The organism is Streptomyces sp. NPDC059371, assembly GCF_042751995.1.
Lineage (GTDB): Bacteria > Actinomycetota > Actinomycetes > Streptomycetales > Streptomycetaceae > Streptomyces.
Genome location: NZ_JBHYXD010000134.1, coordinates 1 through 19,190, shown reverse-complemented (window position 1 = coordinate 19,190; position 19,190 = coordinate 1). Strand labels below are relative to the sequence as shown.

The window sequence follows — 19,190 nt, the reverse complement described above, 5'->3', positions numbered from 1 at the left end:
CTCACGACCCGGCCCCGCCCCTGGTGTCCCGCGCGGGACACGCTCGCCGCCTCAGCGGCCCACCGCCCGCTTCAGCGAGCGCGCCCTGCGGGCGACCCGGCGCACGGTGGCGTTGCGCGGGATGAAGGCGAGCTGGGCCGGGACCGCCCCGGGCAGCGCCAGGGAGGTCAGGCGCTTGCGCTTGAAGTAGCGCCAGGTGTCCTCGGTGAGCTGGTGCGTCAGATAGCTCTCGGCCGCCGGACGCAGGTCCGGGTAGATCTTCGGCTGCATCGCGAAGCCGACGGCTCTCAGGAGCCGCGTCAGGTCCGCCACGTCCATGCCGGTGCGCCGCTCGGCGACCGCGGCGCCGTCCGCCAGGTCGGGCAGCAGCGCGTCGACGATGGTCACCGGAACGCGGTTGCTGTTCTCGTACGGGGTGAGCCGGTCCAGCAGCGGTCCGGTCCCGACGCGGGCGACCGGCAGGCCGTAGAGCGCGGAGGCCGTGAGCAGCGCCGTGGAGAAGCAGCCGACGACCAGCGCGGGCCGCATCCGCTGGTAGAGCACCTCGGCGAGGACCGGGGTGTCCAGGACGGTGAGGTCCGCGCCCAGCTTCTCGGCCTCCTTCTCCAGCAGTCGCGACCAGCGCGCCGGGGCGGAGGGGTGCGGCTTGAACACCACACGGGTGTGGCCGAGCGCGAGGGCCCCCTTCAGCATCCGTACGTGGAGTTCCTCCTCCTCCTCGGCGGTGAGGATCTCCAGCGCGGAGAGGTACTGGCCGAGAAGCAGCGCCGGCTCGTCGACCGACGGCAGCTCGTCACCGGTGTCGACGAGTTCCGCGAGGACCTTCACGAACGCGTCCGTGGGCACGATCTGCGGTTCGACGTCGAACTCGGTGAGCAGCAGCGGCTTCAGGCCGGGGACCAGGTCCAGATGGAGCAGCCGGGTCACCCGGGTGCCGACAAGCGGGTCGATCTTGTTGCGGGTGGGGCCGTAGCTCATCAGGCCGTCGGCGTACACCGTGACGGGCGCGCCCATGAAGATCTGGGAGATGCCGAGCGCCGGGTTGACCTGGATCGACTCCACGGCCAGTTCGACGTCGTCGTCGCCGAGGTTCCAGGCGAGCCGCAGATGCCGCTCCCACAGGGGGACGTCGTCCGGGCGCGGGGCCCAGCCGCCCGGGTGGAAGGGGGAGATGGTCTCGTTCCACGAGATGACGTCGTCGAAGCGGCCGCGCAGCCGCTCGAAGCCGGGCATCGCGTCCACGGCGGGTGTCGTCTCCGGCGTCGCCGCGTTGTTGGAGACGAGCAGGATGCGCCGGTCGGCGGGCCCGAAGCTGTCGGTGTCCAGGGCCGCGGCGAGCGTGGCCGTTCCGTACAGCGTGGACGCCATGAAGATCTGGGTGGTCACGCGGCCACCCCCGCGGCGGGCGCGGGCCGTCGGCGCAGCCGGCGCAGCCGGGTGGCGCGCTGGACGTCCATCGAGTCGAGCGCCTCGTCGAGCACGCCCTGCGGCATTCGGCGCAGTGCCACGGCACTCATGGACTTCAGTTTCCGTGCCACCGCTGGCTCGAACCTTTCGATGGATCCCAGGTGATGGGAGATAATCGCGCAATACGTGCGCACGGCTTTGGGCAGGAGTTTCTCCGCGTCCCGGTCCTCGGCGGTTTCCGCCACGACCTGGTCGAACGCGCGAATGAAATCGAGTTGGCGCACGTCCCCGATCTGGGTGAGGGAGGAGGCGACGCCACGCCGGTAGAACACGCCGAGCAGCCCCACCGTGGCGAAGGATTCGGCCTCCCGGTGCAGCTTCCAGATCCACGGCCGGTCCTCGGCCGTGCGCAGCCCGTCGGTGAAGTGGAGCAGCCCCCGGTCGACCAGCCGGCGGTGGTAGATGCCCGCCCAGGCGTAGGCGTAGTCGACGGAGGTGGACCGGTCGGAGGGGAGGATGGCGTCACGGGGATTCATGACGACCCCGCGCCGGCCGTGCGGGACACGGTGGATGGTGCGGGACCGCGCGGTGCACTGGACGTGGTCCGTACGGACGAAGTCGCAGCCCAGATCCTCGATGGAGGACACGAGTTGTTCGTAGTATCCGGGGGCGAGCCAGTCGTCCCCGTCCAGGAACGTGAGGTACTCGCCACGCGCTTTGTCGATCCCGGTGTTGCGGGCGGTGGCCAGTCCTCCGTTCTTCTCGTGTCTGACATACACCGCACCCGGGAGCTCGCGCTCCGCGCGCGCGAGGATGTCCGGTGTCTCGTCGCGCGAGCAGTCGTCGACGAGAATGAATTCGAAATCCTGCCGTGCGTTCGCACGCAGGCTCTTCAGGGTGTCGGGCGCATATTGCTGCACGTTGTAGAACGGCACGATGACGGAGAGCTTGACCACCCCTGTGACGTTAGGGGGAAGCCCGGCATTCGTCTTTACCGTTGGTGAGATGCAAGGTGAACGACGCGTGGCGGTACCGTGAACCACGTCGTTTTCTCAGCCGATCCTGGGCTGATCCCCCATTCGTCGACGCGCTGTTAACCGTTTGTTGTATTCAGGTTGGGCCGCTCCTCGAAATGGCTTCCTAGCGTCTAGGACGTGCCAGCAAGTACCTCGAAGTCGCTGCGGGTGGCCGTCCTCGCGGATTCCGACACCCGGTGGAAGTGGGGATCGCTCACCGCGAACCGCATCTCCCCGGCCGAATCGGACATCCGCCTCGACGGATTCCTCCTGCGCGGCCGTGCCACCCCGACCGCCCGCCAGCTCGAAGAGGTAGGCGTCCGCGCGGACTCCCTCCGCGAGGTCACCGCCCTCGAGTTCCTGCGTGAGCTGGGCAAGGAGGACGACGTCTACGACGTCGTCGTCCTCGCCCTGGTCGGCGGTGCCGTCCAGGCGGTCCTGCACGGCCTGTCCCGCGCCTGGGAAGGACGCGCGAAGCGGCCCCTGGTCGTCACCGGCTATGTAGGCGTCGTCTACGAGAAGCTCGCCGACGGGCTGCTCCTGCGGCACGGCGCGGATCTCGTCCTCGCCAACTCCCGCCAGGACGCGGACCGCTTCCGGGCCGTGTACGAAGGAGTCGGCGCGGACGCCGGATCGGTGACCGAGGTCGCGCTGCCCTTCCTCGGCGGGGCCGCGTACACGGAGAACGACCCGTCCGCGAAGCAGGGACACAGGCCCTACACGGTCGTCTTCGCCGCCCAGCCCTCCGTACCGGAGAGCCGCAAGGACCGTACGTACCTGCTGGACCGGCTCATCGGCCACGCGCGGCTCCACCCGGACCGCGAGGTCCTGCTCAAGCTGCGCTCCAAGCCGGGCGAACACACCACGCACATCGAGGAACTGCCGTACCAGAAACTCGTACAGAAGGCCGACCCGCCGACCAACTTCCGCCTGGTGTACGGGCACATGGGTGAGGTCCTCGACCGCACCGACCTGCTCGTCACCATCAGCTCCACCGCCGCCCTGGAATCCCTGCACCGGCGCGTCCCCACCGTCGTCCTCAGCGACCTCGGGGTGCGCGAGGCGCTCGGCAACCACCACTTCGTGGGCTCCGGCTGCCTCGCCTCCTGGGACCAGCTCGACGCGGGGCACCGGCCGGTGCCCGACCCGGAGTGGGTGGCCCGGCAGGGCGTCGCCGCCGACGGATCGTACGAGACGGCCTTCGACGCGGCACGGCGGCGCATCACCGACCTGCTCGCGGCGGACGAGCTGCCGCCGCTCGCTCCCTACTACACCCCCGTCACCGCGCCCGGCTATCTGCCCGGCATCCTCGCCCGCCACCACCTCGGCCCCGACGGCAGCCCGCTGCCCGGCGCCCCGGCGGCGGACCGGGACCCCAGCCCCGTACGGCAGTTCGTGCGCCGGGCCGCCCGCGGTGCCTACCGCCACGGCGTCCAGCGCGTGGCACCGGTGATCCGGCGGATGGGCGAACTGTGAGCACCCCGACAGCGGGCGGCCCGCCGTCCCTCGCCCCCCACGCCTCCCTCACCTCCCTCGTCAAGGAGAACAGCGCATGACCAACTCGGAAGCGGTCAAAGCCGCGCCGGTGCGCCGCGTACTCGCGGTGATCCCCGCGCGCGGCGGCTCCAAGGGCGTGCCCGCCAAGAACCTCCTGCCCGTAGGCGGTGTGCCGCTGGTGGCCCGCGCGGTGCGCGAGTGCCGCGCCGCCCGCCTCGTGACGGACGTCGTCGTCTCCACCGACGACCAGGCCATCGCGGCGGCCGCCCGCCAGGCCGGCGCCGAGGTCGTGCTGCGCCCCGCCGCCATCGCCGGGGACACCGCCACCTCCGAGGCCGCCGTCCTGCACGCCATGGACACCCACGAGGCGCTGCACGGCTCCCCGGTCGACGTGGTCCTGCTCGTGCAGTGCACCAGCCCGTTCATCATCCGCGAGGACGTGGACGGCGTCGTGGACGCGATCGTCACGAACGGCGCGGACACGGCGCTGACCGTGGCCCCCTTCCACGGCTTCGTGTGGCGCGACGGGGACGACGAGCCCGCCGCCGCGGTGGCCGCCGGGACCGGGCACGCGGCGGTCGACGGCCGCGCCGACGTCCTGGTCGCCGACACCGTCACCAGCGGCGGCTACGGCGTCAACCACGACAAGTCCTTCCGGCCGCGCCGCCAGGACCGCCCCCAGGACCTCCTGGAGACCGGAGCCGTCTACGCGATGGAGGCCACCGGCTTCCGCGAGGCGAAGCACCGCTTCTTCGGCCGCACCGAACTCGTGCGCACCGACCCGGCCCGCGTGCTGGAGATCGACGACCCGCACGACCTCGCCCGCGCCCGCGCCCTCGCGCCGCTCTTCGACGCGAACCGGCCCGGCACACTTCCGACCGCCGACGACATCGACGCGGTCGTCCTCGACTTCGACGGCACCCAGACCGACGACAGGGTGCTGATCGACTCCGACGGACGGGAGTTCGTCTCCGTGCACCGCGGGGACGGCCTCGGTATCGCCGCCCTCCGCAAGAGCGGGCTGACGATGCTGATCCTGTCCTCGGAACAGAACCCGGTCGTCGCCGCCCGGGCCCGCAAGCTCAAGCTTCCGGTCCTGCACGGCATCGACCGGAAAGACCTCGCACTGAAGCAGTGGTGCGAGGAGCAGGGCATCGCGCCTGAGCGCGTGCTCTACGTCGGCAACGACGTCAACGACCTCCCGTGCTTCGCCCTCGTGGGCTGGCCCGTGGCGGTCGCGAGCGCCCACGACGTCGTGCGCGGCGCCGCACGCGCGGTCACCACCGTCCCCGGTGGCGACGGCGCGATCCGAGAGATCGCCAGCTGGATCCTCGGCCCTTCTCTCGACTCCCTCGACAAGTAAGGAACTTCTCCACCATGAGCACCAACTCCCGTCTGCGTCAGTTCGGTTCGAAGACCGCCGGTCCCGGCCACCCCGTCTACGTCGTGGGTGAGATCGGCATCAACCACAACGGTGAGCTGGAGAACGCCTTCAAGCTCATCGACGCGGCCGCCGAGGCCGGCTGCGACGCCGTCAAGTTCCAGAAGCGCACCCCGGAGATCTGCACCCCGCGCGACCAGTGGGACATCGAGCGCGACACCCCCTGGGGCCGCATGACCTACATCGACTACCGCCACCGCGTGGAGTTCGGTGAGGACGAGTACCGCCAGATCGACGAGTACGCCAAGAGCAAGAACATCGACTGGTTCGCCTCCCCGTGGGACACCGAGGCCGTCGCCTTCCTGGAGAAGTTCGACGTCCCGGCCCACAAGGTCGCCTCCGCCTCGCTGACCGACGACGAGCTGCTCCGCGCCCTGCGCGGCACCGGCCGCACGGTCATCCTCTCCACCGGCATGTCGACGCCGAAGCAGATCCGTCACGCGGTCGAGGTCCTCGGCAGCGACAACATCCTGATGTGCCACGCCACGTCGACCTACCCGGCGCAGGCCGAGGAGCTCAACCTCCGCGTCATCAACACCCTCCAGGCCGAGTACCCGAACGTCCCGATCGGCTACTCCGGCCACGAGACGGGCCTGCAGACCACGCTCGCCGCGGTCGCCCTCGGCGCCACCTTCGTCGAGCGTCACATCACCCTCGACCGCGCGATGTGGGGCTCCGACCAGGCCGCCTCCGTCGAGCCGCAGGGCCTGACCCGCCTCGTCCGCGACATCCGCACCATCGAGGCCTCCCTCGGCGACGGCGTCAAGAAGGTCTACGACTCCGAGCTCGGCCCGATGAAGAAGCTGCGCCGCGTCACGGGCGTCGTCGCCGAGGCCGAGATCGCCGCGGCCGCGGGCGAGCCCGTCTCGGTCTGAACGCCCTGAATCCCTTACGACGGGACGGTCGTACGTCGATGAGCCCCCGCGCCGGTTCCGCCGGCTCCTCCACTCTCGCCTTCGTCGAGAGTCCGGTACAGCTCCTGAACGTGCTGGAGTGGGCGCACGCGCATGCCCACAACGGTGCGGCGCCCGGCGCGGGGCTCACCCTCGTCGTCCTGTCCCCCAACGTCCCGATGACGCGCGGTCAGCTCCGCCGGATGGCGGAACTGGCCCGCGACGAGGGGCACACGGTCCGCTGGGAGGAGGCGCGCGGCGGCGCCACGGCCCCCTTCCACACCATCGGGGGACTGGCGCCGCTGCTCCGCCGGGCCCGGCGGATCGTGATGGGGGACCCGTTCTCCCGCTACGTGCAGCTTCTGCTGACCATCACCAAGGCGCGTGACCTGGTGGTGGTCGACGACGGCACGGCGACGATGGAGTTCGTCGCCCAGCTCGCCCGCGGTGAACGCCTGGTGCGCTGGCACCGGCGCGGCGGCCGCCCCGGCCCGCGGGACGTGCTCTTCGCCCCCGTGTCCGCCTCGGCCCGCCGCCGGCTGACGCCCAGCGAACGCCGTACGGTCGAGGTCTTCTCCTCGATGCCGATCGAATCGGCGCCGGACGGTGTCACGATCACCGCCAACGACTTCTCGTGGACCCGGGCCCGGTTCGGCCCGCCGCGCATCACCAGGAGCGCGGACATGGTCGGCACCTCGCTCGTCGAGACGGGCGTCGTCGACCCGGACCGCTACCTCGACGCGGTCCGCTCGCTCGCCAAGGCGCACGGCGCGACCCGCTATTTCGCGCACCGCCGCGAGAGCGCGGACAAACTGCACCGGCTGGCCGCCGAGACGGGCCTGGAGATCGTCCGTCCCGACCTGCCGCTCGAACTGATCGCCCGGCGCGGCCCCATAGGCCGCACGATCCTGAGCTTCCCGTCGACGGTCGTCCACACGCTGCCGCTCGCCCTGGCCGGCACCGAGGTGCGGGTCGCGGTCTGCGACATCGACCCGGCCTGGCTGACGGAGAACGCCTCGCCACGGGCCCAGGGCTTCCTGTCCGGGGTCACCGGGACCGCCCGGGACGTCCACCGTCTCTCGGCGGTATCCACCATCTAGTTCAAGCCAGAAGCACATTCAGGCGTTCAGAGCCCGGCGCACCGCGCCGGGCTCTGTCGTTGGTCCATACCGCGATCTACGCGGATCATCGGGACCGCCCTCCGCCCATCCTCCACGACGAACGCACCGAACGGACGTGTGCTGTTCACCAGTTCTCCACAACGCGCGCGTTGGGGCGACACGATCCGGCCATTGAATCGCTGCGCGCGGTACCGGCCGTCGGTCGCGCGGGGGTTCCGTTTCCGGAGTGGGGGGCAGCACGTGGCGTCCGCGCAAGAGGAGTCCGACAGACCGGAGTCCGGAAGAGCAGAGCCCGGAAGATCCGAGTCCGAGGAATCGACGTCCGAGGAATCGGCGTCCCACAGGCCGGAGCCGGCCAGGCCGGAGCCGGCCGGACACGCGTCCGGGACGGGGAGCCGCGCACTCGCTCCCCGGCGGCTCAACGCGGCCCGCGGGCTCGGTGACCGCGTCTTCCGCTACCAGCTCACCGCCACCGGCATAGCCGTCCTCGCCATCATGGCGGGGGTCGGACTCTTCCTCCTCCTGAGGGCCGGTCAGGCGCTGCGCGCCCGGGGTTTCGCCTTCCTCACCACCGCCGCATGGCAGCCGGACGTCCACAACTTCGGCATCGCGGCCGTCCTCACCGGCACCGTCCTCATCGCGCTCGTCGCGGTGGTGATCTCCGTACCGCTGGCCGTCGGGACCGCGCTCTTCATCTCCGACGTCGCCCCGCGCAAGCTGCGCCGCACCCTGGTGACCATGGTCGACCTGATGGCGGCCGTGCCCTCGGTGGTCTACGGACTGTGGGGGCTGTTCTTCCTCCAGCAGCACGTCATCGGCCTGTCGCGCTGGCTCTCCGAATGGCTGGGCTGGATCCCCCTGTTCACGGTGGACGGCACCCAGCCGGGCGAACCGCTCGCCACCGAGAGCGTGTTCACCGCGTCCACCTTCGTCGCCGGGATCGTCGTCGCCCTGATGGTCGCCCCGATCCAGTGCTCGGTGATGCGCGAGGTCTTCTCGCAGGCCCCGGCCGGCGAACGCGAGGGCGCCTACGCGCTCGGCGCGACCCGCTGGGGCATGATCCGCTCGGTCGTCCTGCCGTACGGCAAGGGCGGCATGATCGGCGGCACCATGCTCGGGCTCGGCCGGGCGCTCGGCGAGACCATCGCGGTCTACCTGATCATCTCGCCGGTCTTCGTCATCCAGCCGCACATCCTGCAGACCGGCTCCAACTCGGTGTCCTCGCTGATCGCCCTGCACTACGGCGACGCCTCCGACTTCGGCATGTCGGCGCTGATGGCGGCGGGCCTGGCGCTGTTCCTGCTCACCCTGGCGGTCAATTTCACCGCCTCCACCGTGGTGGCGCGCAGCCGCTCCGGCGCGCAGAGCGAGGCATGAGATGACCGTCATCGAAGAGACCACCCCGCTCACCGTGCGGGACGCGGCTCCCGCGGACACGGACGCCGTGGTGGAGCACGTGCCGGAGCCCCTCCGGCCGCGCCGCATCGGCGGGGTCACCCGCACCGGAGTGCTGTCCCTGTGCGGCGCCGCCGCCTCCGGACTCTGCGTCACCGTCCTGCTGTTCGGCCAACTCGCCCCGTTCTCGGGCGCGCTGGGCTTCACCGTCACCGCCTACCTCGTCTTCCTGGCGATCTACGCGGTGCTCACCGGGCTCGACGAGGACGGCCAGGCCGTACGCGACCGGGTCATGACGGTCGTGCTGTGGACGGCGGCCACGCTGCTGTTCTCCGGCCTGTTCATGGTCGTCGGCTTCACCGCCTGGCGCGGCCGGGAGGCGCTGCCGCACGCCAACTTCTTCACCCAGGACATGCAGGCGGCGGGCCCCCTCGACCCGCTCACCCACGGCGGTATCGCCCACGCGATGCTCGGCACCCTCACCATGATCACCATCGCGCTGGCGATCACCGTGCCGCTGGGCCTCGCCTGTGCCGTCTACCTGAACCAGATCCCGGGCCGGTTCTCCCGGTTCGTCCGCACGATCGTCGAGGCGATGACCGCGCTGCCCTCGATCGTCGCCGGTCTGATGGTGTACGCCACCTGGATCCTCGGCCTCGGCATGCAGAAGTCGGGACTCGCGGCCGGCTTCGCGATCAGCGTGATGATGCTGCCGATCGTGATCCGGGCCTCCGACGTGGTGCTGCGCCTGGTGCCCGGCAACCTCACCGAGGCCGCGGAGGCGCTCGGCGCGCCGCGCTGGCGCACGGTGTGGCACGTCGTGCTGCCCACCGCCCGCTCCGGCCTCGCCACCGCCGTCATCCTCGGCACCGCCAGGGGGATCGGCGAGACCTCGCCCGTCCTGCTCACCGCCGGCTTCACCACCGCGCTCAACATGAACGCGACGAGCGGGCCGATGGTCTCGCTGCCGCTCGCGGTCTTCAACTTCGTCAAGTCGCCCGAGCCCGCCTACATCGCCCGCGGCTTCGGCGCCGCCGCCGTCCTGATGGCCCTCGTCCTGGTGCTGTTCGTGATCGCCCGGGTCATCGGCGGACGCGGCCCCGGCCACCAGACCAAGCGTCAGGCCCGCCGTACCGCCCGCGCCTCGCGCCAGGACGTCCGGCGGTTCGAGGACCTGCACGCGCCCGGCCTGTCCCTGTTCGAGACCCCCGGGGAACCGCACCCCGCGGGATACGCCCCGTCCGCACCCGCCACCGGAGAGACCGACTGATGCGCAGCCACCTCCACACCGCCCTCGGGCGCCTTCGGGCGCTCGGGACGCTCGGCGCGCTGCTCGGCGTGATCGCCGCGCTGCTGGCCGGTCCGCTGGCGGCCCCCGCCGCGGCGGAGAGCTACACGCCCATATCCGGCGCCGGTTCCACCTGGGCCGAGAACGCCGTCGACGAATGGCGACGCGCCGTCAACCAGTACGGCATGCGAATCAGCTACGCCGGCACCGGATCCTCCGACGGCCGCCGTCAGTTCCTCAGCGGCACCGTCGACTTCGCCGTCTCGGACATCCCGTTCCAGACGCACCCGACCGACGGCTCGGCCGCCGAGCGGCCCGCGTCCGGGTCGTACGCCTACATGCCGATCGTGGCCGGCGGAACCGTCTTCATGTACCACCTGACCGTCAACGGCAAGCGGGTCACCAACCTGCGCCTGTCCGGCGACGTGGTCACCAAGATCTTCACCGGTGCCGTCAAGACCTGGGACGACCCGGTCATCAAGGCCGACAACCCGGGGATCCAGCTCCCGCACCGCACCATCGTCCCCGTCGTACGCTCCGACGGCTCGGGTTCCACCGCCCAGTTCACGATGTGGATGGCCAACCAGCACAAGTCGCTGTGGCAGGCCTACTGCCGCAAGGTCGGCCGTTCCGGAGCCTGCGGACAGACCTCGTACTACCCGACCGTCTCCGGAATGATCGCCCAGTCCGGCGACCTCGGCGTCGCGGGCTACGTCGCCCAGAACTACGGCGAGGGCGCGATCGGGTACGTCAACTACTCGTACGCCCTGAACGCGCACTATCCGGTCGCCAAGGTCCTCAACCACGCCGGCTACTACACCGAGCCGACCCCGCAGAACGTCGCGGTCTCGCTGCTCAAGGCGAAGATCAACACCGACAGGAACTCCGCGGACTACCTGACGCAGAAGCTCCAGGGCGTCTACAACGACTCCGACCGGCGCAACTACCCGCTGTCCAGCTACTCGTACATGATCCTGCCCCTGAAGGTGCAGGGCACCTTCACCAAGGCCAAGGGCAAGACGCTCGGCGCGTTCTCGTACTACTTCATGTGCCAGGGCCAGCAGCAGGCGCCGTCGCTCGGCTACTCGCCGCTGCCGATCAACCTGGTCAAGGCGGGCTTCGACCAGATCCGCCGCATCCCGGGCGTGCAGGCCCAGAGCGTCAACATCAAGGGCTGCAACAACCCGACCTTCTCCAGCGACGGGCACAACAAGCTCGCCGACACCGCCCCCTACCCGGCCGCCTGCGACAAGAAGGGCGCCGCGCCCTGCACCACCGGCAGCGGTGGCGCCAAGTCGGGCGGCGGCTCGGGCGGTTCGGGCTCCTCCGGCGGTACGAGCGGCGGCTCCACCTCGGGCGGCTCCACCGGAGGAAGCACCGGCGGCGGCACCGGCGGGAGTTCGGGCGGCGGCACCGCAGCGGGAGGCGGAACCGGCGGCGGGTCCGAGCCGGTCGTCGACCCGGACACCGGCCAGACCCTCTCGCCCGGCTCGGGCGGCGGCTCGGGGACGGGTTCCTCGGGCGGCAGCGGCGGCACCGGCGGGACCGGCGCGGCGGCCGACACCATCGCGCTCGCCCAGCCGGTCTCCGTGTCCGGCAGCCAGGGCTGGTCCAGCACCCAGACGCTGATGCTGATCGCCGCCTTCCTGGTCCTCGGCCTCGTCCTGCTGCCCTCCGTGGTGTCCCGGACGATCGCCGGGCGCGTCGCGGGCAAGGACTCCGGAGAGGGGCAGAAGCGATGAGACGCCGCATCACCGGCTCCCGTACGACCGGAGCGCGCACCACCGGCTCCCGCACCACCGGCTCCCGCACCACGGGAGCCGGCAGCACCGGACCCGGTGGCGCGCGGGCGGCGGTCATGGGCCCGCGCCCGCGCGGGAACGCGATGCTCCGCATGCGCCGGCTGCTCCTGCGCGTCGTCGCGGGCGCGGCGGCCGGCGCCCTCGCCGGACTCGGCGTGGCCCAGGCCGCCGCTCCCGCCTCCGCGGCCGGCACCGCCACCGGCTCCTCGGCCGTCACGGTCTCCGGCCGCGGCGAGTTCAAGGACATGAGGTTCACCGTCGACCAGACCACCCACCTGACCAGTCAGGCGGTCACGGTCTCCTGGTCAGGCGGTACCCCGACCACGTTCGCCGGCACGCTGTTCAACACCGACTTCGTGCAGATCATGCAGTGCTGGGGCGACGACGACGGCACGGTGCAGTCCAACCCCGGCCCCTCGCGGACCCAGTGCCAGTACGGCGCCTCGCCGACCACCGACCGCGGGAGCTGGCCCGGCAACGACTACGACGACACCCGCAGGGTCTTCTACAGCGCCGACCCCGCCAACTACGGCCAGGACGACCGGTACGGGGCCGGCAACCCCAACGCCCCGGGCGAGGTGCCCTTCAAGTCCGTCGACGGCACGGTGATCACCTCCGGCACCCAGAACAACGCCTTCTTCAACCGCAACACCACCAACGAGGTCGACTTCGCCCGCACCGGCGCCGACGGCACCGGCAAGGAGTACTTCGAGGTCCAGACCGCCAACGAGGCCCCGCACCTGGGCTGCGGTGTGCCGGTCACCGTCAACGGGGGCACCAGGCCCCGCTCCTGCTGGCTGGTCATCGTCCCCCAGGGCCACCTCGACCTGGACGGCAATCCCTACGCCGACCACAGCCAGGTCAACGCCGGCTCCCCGGTCTCCTCCACCAACTGGAAGAACCGCGTGGCGATCCCGCTCGGCTTCAACTCCGTCGGCACCAACTGCGCCCTCGGTGCCGACGAGCGCGCCACGGTCGGCAGCGAACTCGCCGCCGACGCCATGACGAGCTGGCAGGCGGCCCTGTGCCCGACCGGCACGGTGTACGGCTACACCGAGCTCGGCGAGCCGGACACCCGTGCCCGCCTCACCGCCGACGGCTCCGCCGGACTCGCCTTCACCACCCGCGCCCTCGGAGCCGACGCGGGGACCACGGCACCCTCCGACCAGACCGTGTACGCGCCCGTCGCGCTCTCCGGAACCGTCATCGGCTTCACCGTCGAGCGCAGACCCAAGGCCGGCGCGCCGGACTCCATCCGCAAACTCGCGGGAACCAAGGTCGAGTCCGTCGACCTCACCCCGCGCCTGGTCGCCAAACTGCTCACCGAGTCGTACCGCAACTCGCCGTGGGGAGCCGTCCTCGGCGACGCGGCGGCCACCGGCTACGACTGGGCGAAGCACAACCCCGCGGGCCTCGCGAGCGACCCCGAGTTCATCTCCCTGAACCCCGAGTTCGCGGACCTGTCGGTCTCCGAGACCCCGTCCACCGACACCGACCTCATCACCTCGCTGGGGCACAGCGACTCCGCCCGCGCCCTGTGGCAGTGGATCCTCGCCGACAAGGACGCCCGCGGCTTCCTCGCCGGAGAGACCGACGACTGGGGCGCCAAGGTCAACCCGTACTACAGCACCACCGCGTCCCGTAACCCGACCGGCATCGCCTTCGACCCCGCGAGCTCCGACGACTACCCCAAGAGCGACCCCTGGTGCACGATCCCGCCGGGCACCGACGCCACCGTCAAGCAGTGCATGACCGACTTCCACCCCTACGTCGAGGACATGCACTCCGGCGCCCTGCACACCCGGCGCGCCGACACCCTCTGGAAGTCGAGCTGGGACGCGCTCGCCAACCCGCCGGCCTTCAAGAGCCCCGGCCCCCAGACGGTCGGCTCCCGGTTCGTCATCACCGTCACCGACGCGGCCTCCGCCGCGCGCTACGGCCTGCAGACCGCCCGGCTGCGCAACACCGCCGGCACGTTCGTCGGCCCCTCCGCCTCGTCCCTGACCGCGGCGGCCACCGGCGTCACGGGCTCCGGAGCCCCCGAGATCACCCCGGCCACGGCCGACGCGGAGGGCGCCTACCCGCTCGCCCAGCTCGTCTACGCGGCCGTCAGGCCGGCCGGGATCGACGCGGCCGCCCGCAAGGACTACGCGGCCCTGCTGCGGTACGCCGCCGGTGACGGACAGACCAGCGGCGCCGACCCGGGCCTGCTCCCGGCCGGCTACGCCCCGCTCTCCGCCGGCCTGCGCACCAGGGCGACCACGGCCGCCGACGCCCTCGTCGACTACAAGGGACCCTCCCCGACACCCTCCGGCTCCGGCTCCACCGGCGGATCGAGCGGCGGCACCACGGGCGGCAGCGACTCCGCGGTGTCCGGCGGCTCAGGCGGCGGCACGGACGACACCGGCACCGGCGGTTCCACGGACGGCTCCACGGGCGGCGACGGCGGCAGCGGTGCCACACCGAGCGCCGGCGCGAGCACGAAGCCGAGCGCCGCGGCGTCCTACGACGGCGGCAAGGCCGTGGAGACCACCGCGCTGGGCACCACGCCCGACGACCCGGCCAACTCCCTGCGGTACGCCGTCCCGGTCGGAGCCGCGCTCGGCGCCGTCGCCGGCATCGGCGCGCCGTTCGCCGGCGGCGGCAGGCTCCGCCTCCCGCTGCCCGGCGGCCGTGCGGTGACCGTCCCCGCGGTCACCCTGCCCGAGTGGCTGCGCAAACGGCTGCCCTCGGGCCGGAGCTAGCCACCGGAGCGGGGCCCGCCGGGCCCCGCTCCCCACAGACGGCCGCCCGCCCCTAAAGGCAGTCGGGGCGGACGGCCCGTACCACCCTGCCAGATCCACCCGACGTCACCTCGCACACCCTCTGGAGACTCTCAATGCGCACGACGCGCCTCTCGGCGGCCATGGTCGCCGCCGCCGTGGTGTCCGGCACGCTGGCTCTGGCGAGCCCGGCGTCCGCCGACCCCACCCCCGCCGGAACCTTCCGCGCCCTTGTCGGCGTGGGCTCGGACACCACCCAGGACGTGCTCAACGCCCTGGCCGGCGACACCGTCAACGGCAACTCCTACACGGCCACCGCCGTGAAGTCGGCCACCGGCGCGGGCATCGCCTCGTACGACGCGATCGAGCCCGGCACCGGCTCCACCACCTCGAACATCCAGCCCCGTACGGGCGGCCCGACCTTCCAGCGCCCGAACGGCTCCGGCAAGGGCCGCCTCGCCCTCAGCATGTCGCTGACCGGCGACAAGTACCCCGACAGCTCGGGTGTCTCCATCAAGGGCCAGGTCGACTTCGCCCGCTCCTCCAGCGGCCCGAGCACCTCCGGAACCGCCTTCACCTACATCCCGTTCGCGCGGGACGCGGTCGGCGTCGCCGTCCGCGGCTCGGCCCTCAACACGCTGACCGTCGACCAGCTCCACGACATCTACGCGGGCACGCTGACCGAGGTGAGCGGCCAGACCGTGCACCCGAAGATCCCGCAGAGCGGCTCCGGCACCCGCAAGTTCTTCCTCGGCGCCATCGGCCTCACCGACGCCACGCTCTCCCCGACCGTCGCGACCGTCCAGGAGAACCAGGCCAACGGCGCCCTCGACGCGGACGGCGCGCTCGTCCCGTTCTCGGTGGGAAGCTGGATCGCCCAGAACAACGGCATCTCCCCGGACTTCAGCACCACCGCTGCGGCCGCCGGCGCCCACCTGGCCGCCGTGCAGCTTCCCGGTGACACCGGCGCCACCACCCCGATCGCCACCGTGAACGGCAAGCTCGCCCCGGTCGGCGCCTACTACGAGAACGCCACCTTCGGCCGCGACGTGTACAACGTCGTCCCGAGCCGGGCGATCGACCCGACCAGCATCTTCTTCGACAAGGACCTCTACGACGTCTTCGTCACCAGCGGCTCGCACGAGGCGGGCCTCGCCTCCGACGCCGCCGAGGGCGTCATCGCCAAGTTCGGCTTCGTGAACGAGTCCTACAACGGCTCGGTCAACCTCGCCAAGCACGCCAAGCTCGGCGGCCTGGAGGAGTCCGGCGTCGACGCCGCCACGCCGGCCGCGCCGTCCCTGAGCGGCACCCGCGGCGACGGCAGCGTCAAGCTGAACTGGACCGCCCCGGCCGCCACCGGCCTCCCCGTCACCGACTACCGCGTGACCCTGACCGGTTCGGACGGCGCCGTCGTGGCCGTCAAGGACGTCACGGCCGCCACCAGGTCGTACACGTTCAGCGGTCTGGCCCTCGGTCACTACACGGCCACGGTCTCCGCCGCCAACCTCAACGGCAGCGGTGCCGTCGCCACCTGGACCGGCGACATCAAGTACACGACCACCCTGAAGGCGACCACCGCGACGACCGCGTACGGCAAGACCCCGAAGGTCGCCGTCACGGTCACCGACACGCACGGGGTGGTCCCGACCGGCACGGTCACCGTGAAGGAGGGCACCACCACCCTCGGCACGGGCACCCTGGACAGCACCGGCAAGGTCTCCGTCAGCCTGTCCAGCCACCTGAAGGTCGCCACGCACAGCCTCACGGTGTCCTACGGCGGCAACAGCAAGCTGCTGACGTCCAACGGGACCGCCTCGCTGGCCGTCTCGAAGGCGGCCCCGAGCGTCACCACCACGGCTCCGGCCTCCATCAGCCACCTCTCGCAGGCCAACGTCACCGTCAAGGTCACCGCGACCGGCACCACGCCGACCGGCACGGTCCGCATCTACGAGGGCTCGCACGTCATCGCCACCGGCACCCTGAGCGGCGGCAAGGTGACCGTCAAGCTGCCGAAGCTGTCCCGCGGCACCCACACCCTGCACGCCTGGTACGTGGGTTCCACCACGGTGAACTCGAAGAACGGCGCCAACTTCACGATCAAGTCCACCTGATCCGCGGCCTGTAGCACCACCCTCTCGCCGGGGGGCGCCCAGCGGGACGCTCCCCGGCGGGGTCCCTTTCCGTCCCCCGCCCCACCCGTTCCATGAGTTGAGTGAAGGAGACGTGCCGGCGTGACGCTCGCCGTACAGACCACGCTCGCAACGCCCCTGCCGCGGCCGGGCGTTCGGGGCGTCACCGCCGTCCGGCATCTCGCCCGCGGTGGCCTGCTCACCCTCGCGGCCCTGCTGCTCGGCCTCACCGCCCAGCTGCTGTTCCTCAGCGGCTTCCAGGAACGCGCCGCGCAGCACGCCGCGTACGACTCCCTGCGCGCCCAACTGGCCCTGGGCACCGCCCCGGTGTCCCAGACCGACGAGCAGGGCGCCCTGATCGCCCCCGGCACCCCGGTCGCGATCGTCGACATCCCCGCCCTGCACGTGCGCCAGGTGGTCCTGGAGGGCACCGACTCCGGCGTCATGAAGGACGGACCCGGCCACCGCCGGGACACCCCGATGCCGGGGCAGGCCGGCACCAGCGTGCTGATGGGCCGTGCCGCCGCGTACGGCGGGTCCTTCGGACGCCTCGGCGACCTCGCCGCCGGCGACACGCTCACCGTGACCACCGGCCAGGGCAAGGCGACGTACCGGGTCTTCGGCCTCCGGCGCGCCGGTGATCCCGCGCCCGCCCCGCTCGACGCGGGCAAGGGCCGCATGGTCCTCCTCACGGCCACCGGAGCGGACTTCATGCCCGGCGGGGTGCTGCGGGTCGACGCGGAGCTGGTCTCCGCGCCGGCGCAGACCCCGGCCGCGGTCATCCGCTCCGGCACGCTGCCCGAGGCCGAACAGCCGCTGGCCCGGCCCGGCGGAGTGCCGTGGCCGCTGGTGATGTGGCTCCAGGCACTGGTGGTCGCGGCCGTCGCCGCGGTGTGGGCCTGGCACCGCTGGGGCCGCCACCAGACCTGGATCGTGTTCGCGCCGGTCGTCGCCGTCCTCGGCCTCCAGGTGGCGACCCGAGCCACGGAACTCCTCCCCAACCTGACCTGACCAGACCTGACCGACCACAGCCCCTCGCGGCCCGACCACCGGAACCCGCCGACCGGTCGGGCCCCGACCATAGCCCCTCGCGGCCCGACCACCGGAACCCCGCAGAACCGCTCCGGCCCCGACCACCCCACCGGCTCACTCCGGCCCCGACCCGACACGACACGTTCCACCGGGACACTCCGGCCCCGACCCGACACGCCCCACCGGGCCATTCCGGCCCGGCCGCTGCCCCGACCCCTGTTCCCCAGCCGGGCCCGCCCCGACTCATCGCCTTGACCCGGCGAGCCCACCCGGCTCTCCGTCTTGACCCCGCCGAGCCGAGCCCGGCCCGATTTCGCCATGAGGTGCCCGACGTGACCGATGCGACCGCCGCGCGTGACAGCGCCGTGAACGAGACCGCCCCGACCGACAGCGTCGCGGCCACCGCCGGCACCGGCCGTGCCGCGCCCGCCGCCACCGCCGTCATCGACCCGGGCACCGCGGCCGACACCGTCGCCCTGCCGCCTGTCCCGTCGGACGGGACCCTCCCGGCCCGCCCCGCGGTGGCTCCCGCCGAGCTCGACGCGCGCGAGGTGTCGGCCTGGTTCGGCAGCCACCTGGTGCTGGAGCGCGTCTCCCTCACCATGCCCGCCGGACAGGTCACCGCCCTGATCGGCCCGTCCGGCTGCGGCAAGTCGACCTTCCTGCGCACCCTCAACCGGATGCACGAGCTGATCCCCTCCGCCGCGATGGCCGGCGAGGTGCTCTTCGACGGCGAGGACATCTACGCCCCCGAGCGGCGGCTGACCGAGGCCCGGCGCCGGATCGGCATGGTCTTCCAGAAGCCGAACCCGTTCCCGGCCATGTCGATCTACGACAACGTGGTCGCGGGCCTGCGCCTGACCGGCACGCGCGCGGGCCGCCGGGAGAAGGACGAGCTGGTCGAGGAGAGCCTGACCCGGGCGGGCCTGTGGAAGGAGGTCCGGGACCGGCTGCGGCAGCCCGGCGGCGCGCTCTCCGGAGGGCAGCAGCAGCGCCTGTGCATCGCACGCGCTCTCGCCGTACGGCCCCGGGTCCTGCTCATGGACGAGCCGTGCTCGGCGCTCGACCCGACCTCGACCCGGCGTGTCGAGGAGACCATCCACGAGCTCGCCGGACAGGTGACCGTCGTCATCGTCACCCACAACATGCAGCAGGCGGCCCGCGTCTCGCACCAGTGCGCGTTCTTCCTCGCCGAGCAGGGCACCCCGGGCGCCATCGTCGAGCACGGTCCCACCACCGACATCTTCGGCACCCCGAAGGACCAGCGCACCGCGGACTACGTGGCAGGCCGCTTCGGCTGAGCCACCCACCCGCACCGACCGCGCGCGCTCCGGCCCCGTCCGCACCGGGCCGCCTGTACCGACCGCACCTGCGCGGCCCGCCTGCGCGGCCCGGCCCGCGCCGGTG

The 19,190-nt window shown here is 72.1% G+C and carries 13 protein-coding genes; 11 read left to right on the top strand and 2 right to left on the bottom strand.

What is annotated here, in order from left to right:
* Positions 1–51: 51 nt before the first annotated feature.
* Positions 52–1,386 carry a polysialyltransferase family glycosyltransferase gene (locus ACFXGX_RS39855; RefSeq protein WP_384802245.1) on the bottom strand — a complete coding sequence of 445 codons (1,335 nt, stop codon included), beginning with the start codon at positions 1,384–1,386 and terminating at the stop codon, positions 52–54.
* Positions 1,383–2,363, bottom strand: coding sequence for a glycosyltransferase family 2 protein (locus tag ACFXGX_RS39850; RefSeq protein WP_384802241.1), 981 nt, complete (start codon positions 2,361–2,363; stop codon positions 1,383–1,385). Before ACFXGX_RS39850 ends, ACFXGX_RS39855 begins: the two co-directional genes overlap by 4 nt.
* A 198-nt stretch (positions 2,364–2,561) precedes the next feature.
* Here ACFXGX_RS39850 and ACFXGX_RS39845 point away from each other — a divergent pair, with 198 nt between their 5' ends.
* The 11 genes from ACFXGX_RS39845 to pstB all read left to right on the top strand — a co-directional run bounded on the left by ACFXGX_RS39845 (position 2,562) and on the right by pstB (position 19,084).
* The gene (locus ACFXGX_RS39845) at positions 2,562–3,899 is read left to right on the top strand and encodes a DUF6716 putative glycosyltransferase (RefSeq protein ID WP_384802238.1); all 1,338 of its coding nucleotides are present in this window, start codon (positions 2,562–2,564) and stop codon (positions 3,897–3,899) included.
* 76 nt (positions 3,900–3,975) lie between these two features.
* On the top strand, positions 3,976–5,283 hold the full coding sequence (locus tag ACFXGX_RS39840) for a cytidylyltransferase domain-containing protein (protein WP_384802235.1): 1,308 nt from the start codon (positions 3,976–3,978) through the stop codon (positions 5,281–5,283).
* A 14-nt stretch (positions 5,284–5,297) separates the two neighbouring features.
* Positions 5,298–6,236: an N-acetylneuraminate synthase family protein gene (locus ACFXGX_RS39835; protein ID WP_355759645.1), complete on the top strand. Its 939-nt coding sequence runs from the start codon at positions 5,298–5,300 to the stop codon at positions 6,234–6,236.
* A gap of 38 nt (positions 6,237–6,274) precedes the next feature.
* A complete protein-coding gene (locus tag ACFXGX_RS39830) occupies positions 6,275–7,354 on the top strand; it encodes a hypothetical protein (protein WP_384802232.1) in 1,080 nt (359 codons plus the stop codon).
* Positions 7,355–7,615: 261 nt separating this feature from the next.
* The gene (pstC, locus tag ACFXGX_RS39825) at positions 7,616–8,752 is read left to right on the top strand and encodes a phosphate ABC transporter permease subunit PstC (RefSeq protein ID WP_384802229.1); all 1,137 of its coding nucleotides are present in this window, start codon (positions 7,616–7,618) and stop codon (positions 8,750–8,752) included.
* Position 8,753: 1 nt separating this feature from the next.
* Positions 8,754–10,040: a phosphate ABC transporter permease PstA gene (gene pstA, locus ACFXGX_RS39820; protein WP_384802226.1), complete on the top strand. Its 1,287-nt coding sequence runs from the start codon at positions 8,754–8,756 to the stop codon at positions 10,038–10,040.
* A complete protein-coding gene (locus ACFXGX_RS39815) occupies positions 10,040–11,800 on the top strand; it encodes a substrate-binding domain-containing protein (RefSeq protein WP_384802223.1) in 1,761 nt (586 codons plus the stop codon). Before pstA ends, ACFXGX_RS39815 begins: the two co-directional genes overlap by 1 nt.
* On the top strand, positions 11,797–14,604 hold the full coding sequence (locus tag ACFXGX_RS39810) for a hypothetical protein (RefSeq protein WP_384802220.1): 2,808 nt from the start codon (positions 11,797–11,799) through the stop codon (positions 14,602–14,604). The genes ACFXGX_RS39815 and ACFXGX_RS39810 overlap by 4 nt, the downstream gene beginning before the upstream one ends.
* A gap of 134 nt (positions 14,605–14,738) precedes the next feature.
* Complete coding sequence (locus ACFXGX_RS39805; RefSeq protein ID WP_384802217.1) at positions 14,739–16,733, top strand: Ig-like domain repeat protein; 1,995 nt, start codon at positions 14,739–14,741, stop codon at positions 16,731–16,733.
* A gap of 120 nt (positions 16,734–16,853) precedes the next feature.
* Positions 16,854–17,762: a sortase gene (locus ACFXGX_RS39800; RefSeq protein ID WP_384802214.1), complete on the top strand. Its 909-nt coding sequence runs from the start codon at positions 16,854–16,856 to the stop codon at positions 17,760–17,762.
* 542 nt (positions 17,763–18,304) lie between these two features.
* Positions 18,305–19,084 (top strand): phosphate ABC transporter ATP-binding protein PstB, encoded by a 780-nt coding sequence (pstB, locus tag ACFXGX_RS39795; protein WP_355759750.1) that lies wholly within the window; start codon positions 18,305–18,307, stop codon positions 19,082–19,084.
* The last annotated feature ends 106 nt before the right edge of the window (positions 19,085–19,190 follow it).

Bases quoted from the DNA above. Each gene is read 5' to 3' on its own strand.
- ACFXGX_RS39840 (WP_384802235.1), top strand. From the start codon at position 3,976: ATGACCAACTCGGAAGCGGTCAAAGCCGCGCCGGTGCGCCGCGTACTC.
- ACFXGX_RS39835 (WP_355759645.1), top strand. From the start codon at position 5,298: ATGAGCACCAACTCCCGTCTGCGTCAGTTCGGTTCGAAGACCGCCGGT.
- ACFXGX_RS39830 (WP_384802232.1), top strand. From the start codon at position 6,275: ATGAGCCCCCGCGCCGGTTCCGCCGGCTCCTCCACTCTCGCCTTCGTC.
- pstA (WP_384802226.1), top strand. From the start codon at position 8,754: ATGACCGTCATCGAAGAGACCACCCCGCTCACCGTGCGGGACGCGGCT.
- ACFXGX_RS39815 (WP_384802223.1), top strand. From the start codon at position 10,040: ATGCGCAGCCACCTCCACACCGCCCTCGGGCGCCTTCGGGCGCTCGGG.
- ACFXGX_RS39810 (WP_384802220.1), top strand. From the start codon at position 11,797: ATGAGACGCCGCATCACCGGCTCCCGTACGACCGGAGCGCGCACCACC.
- ACFXGX_RS39805 (WP_384802217.1), top strand. From the start codon at position 14,739: ATGCGCACGACGCGCCTCTCGGCGGCCATGGTCGCCGCCGCCGTGGTG.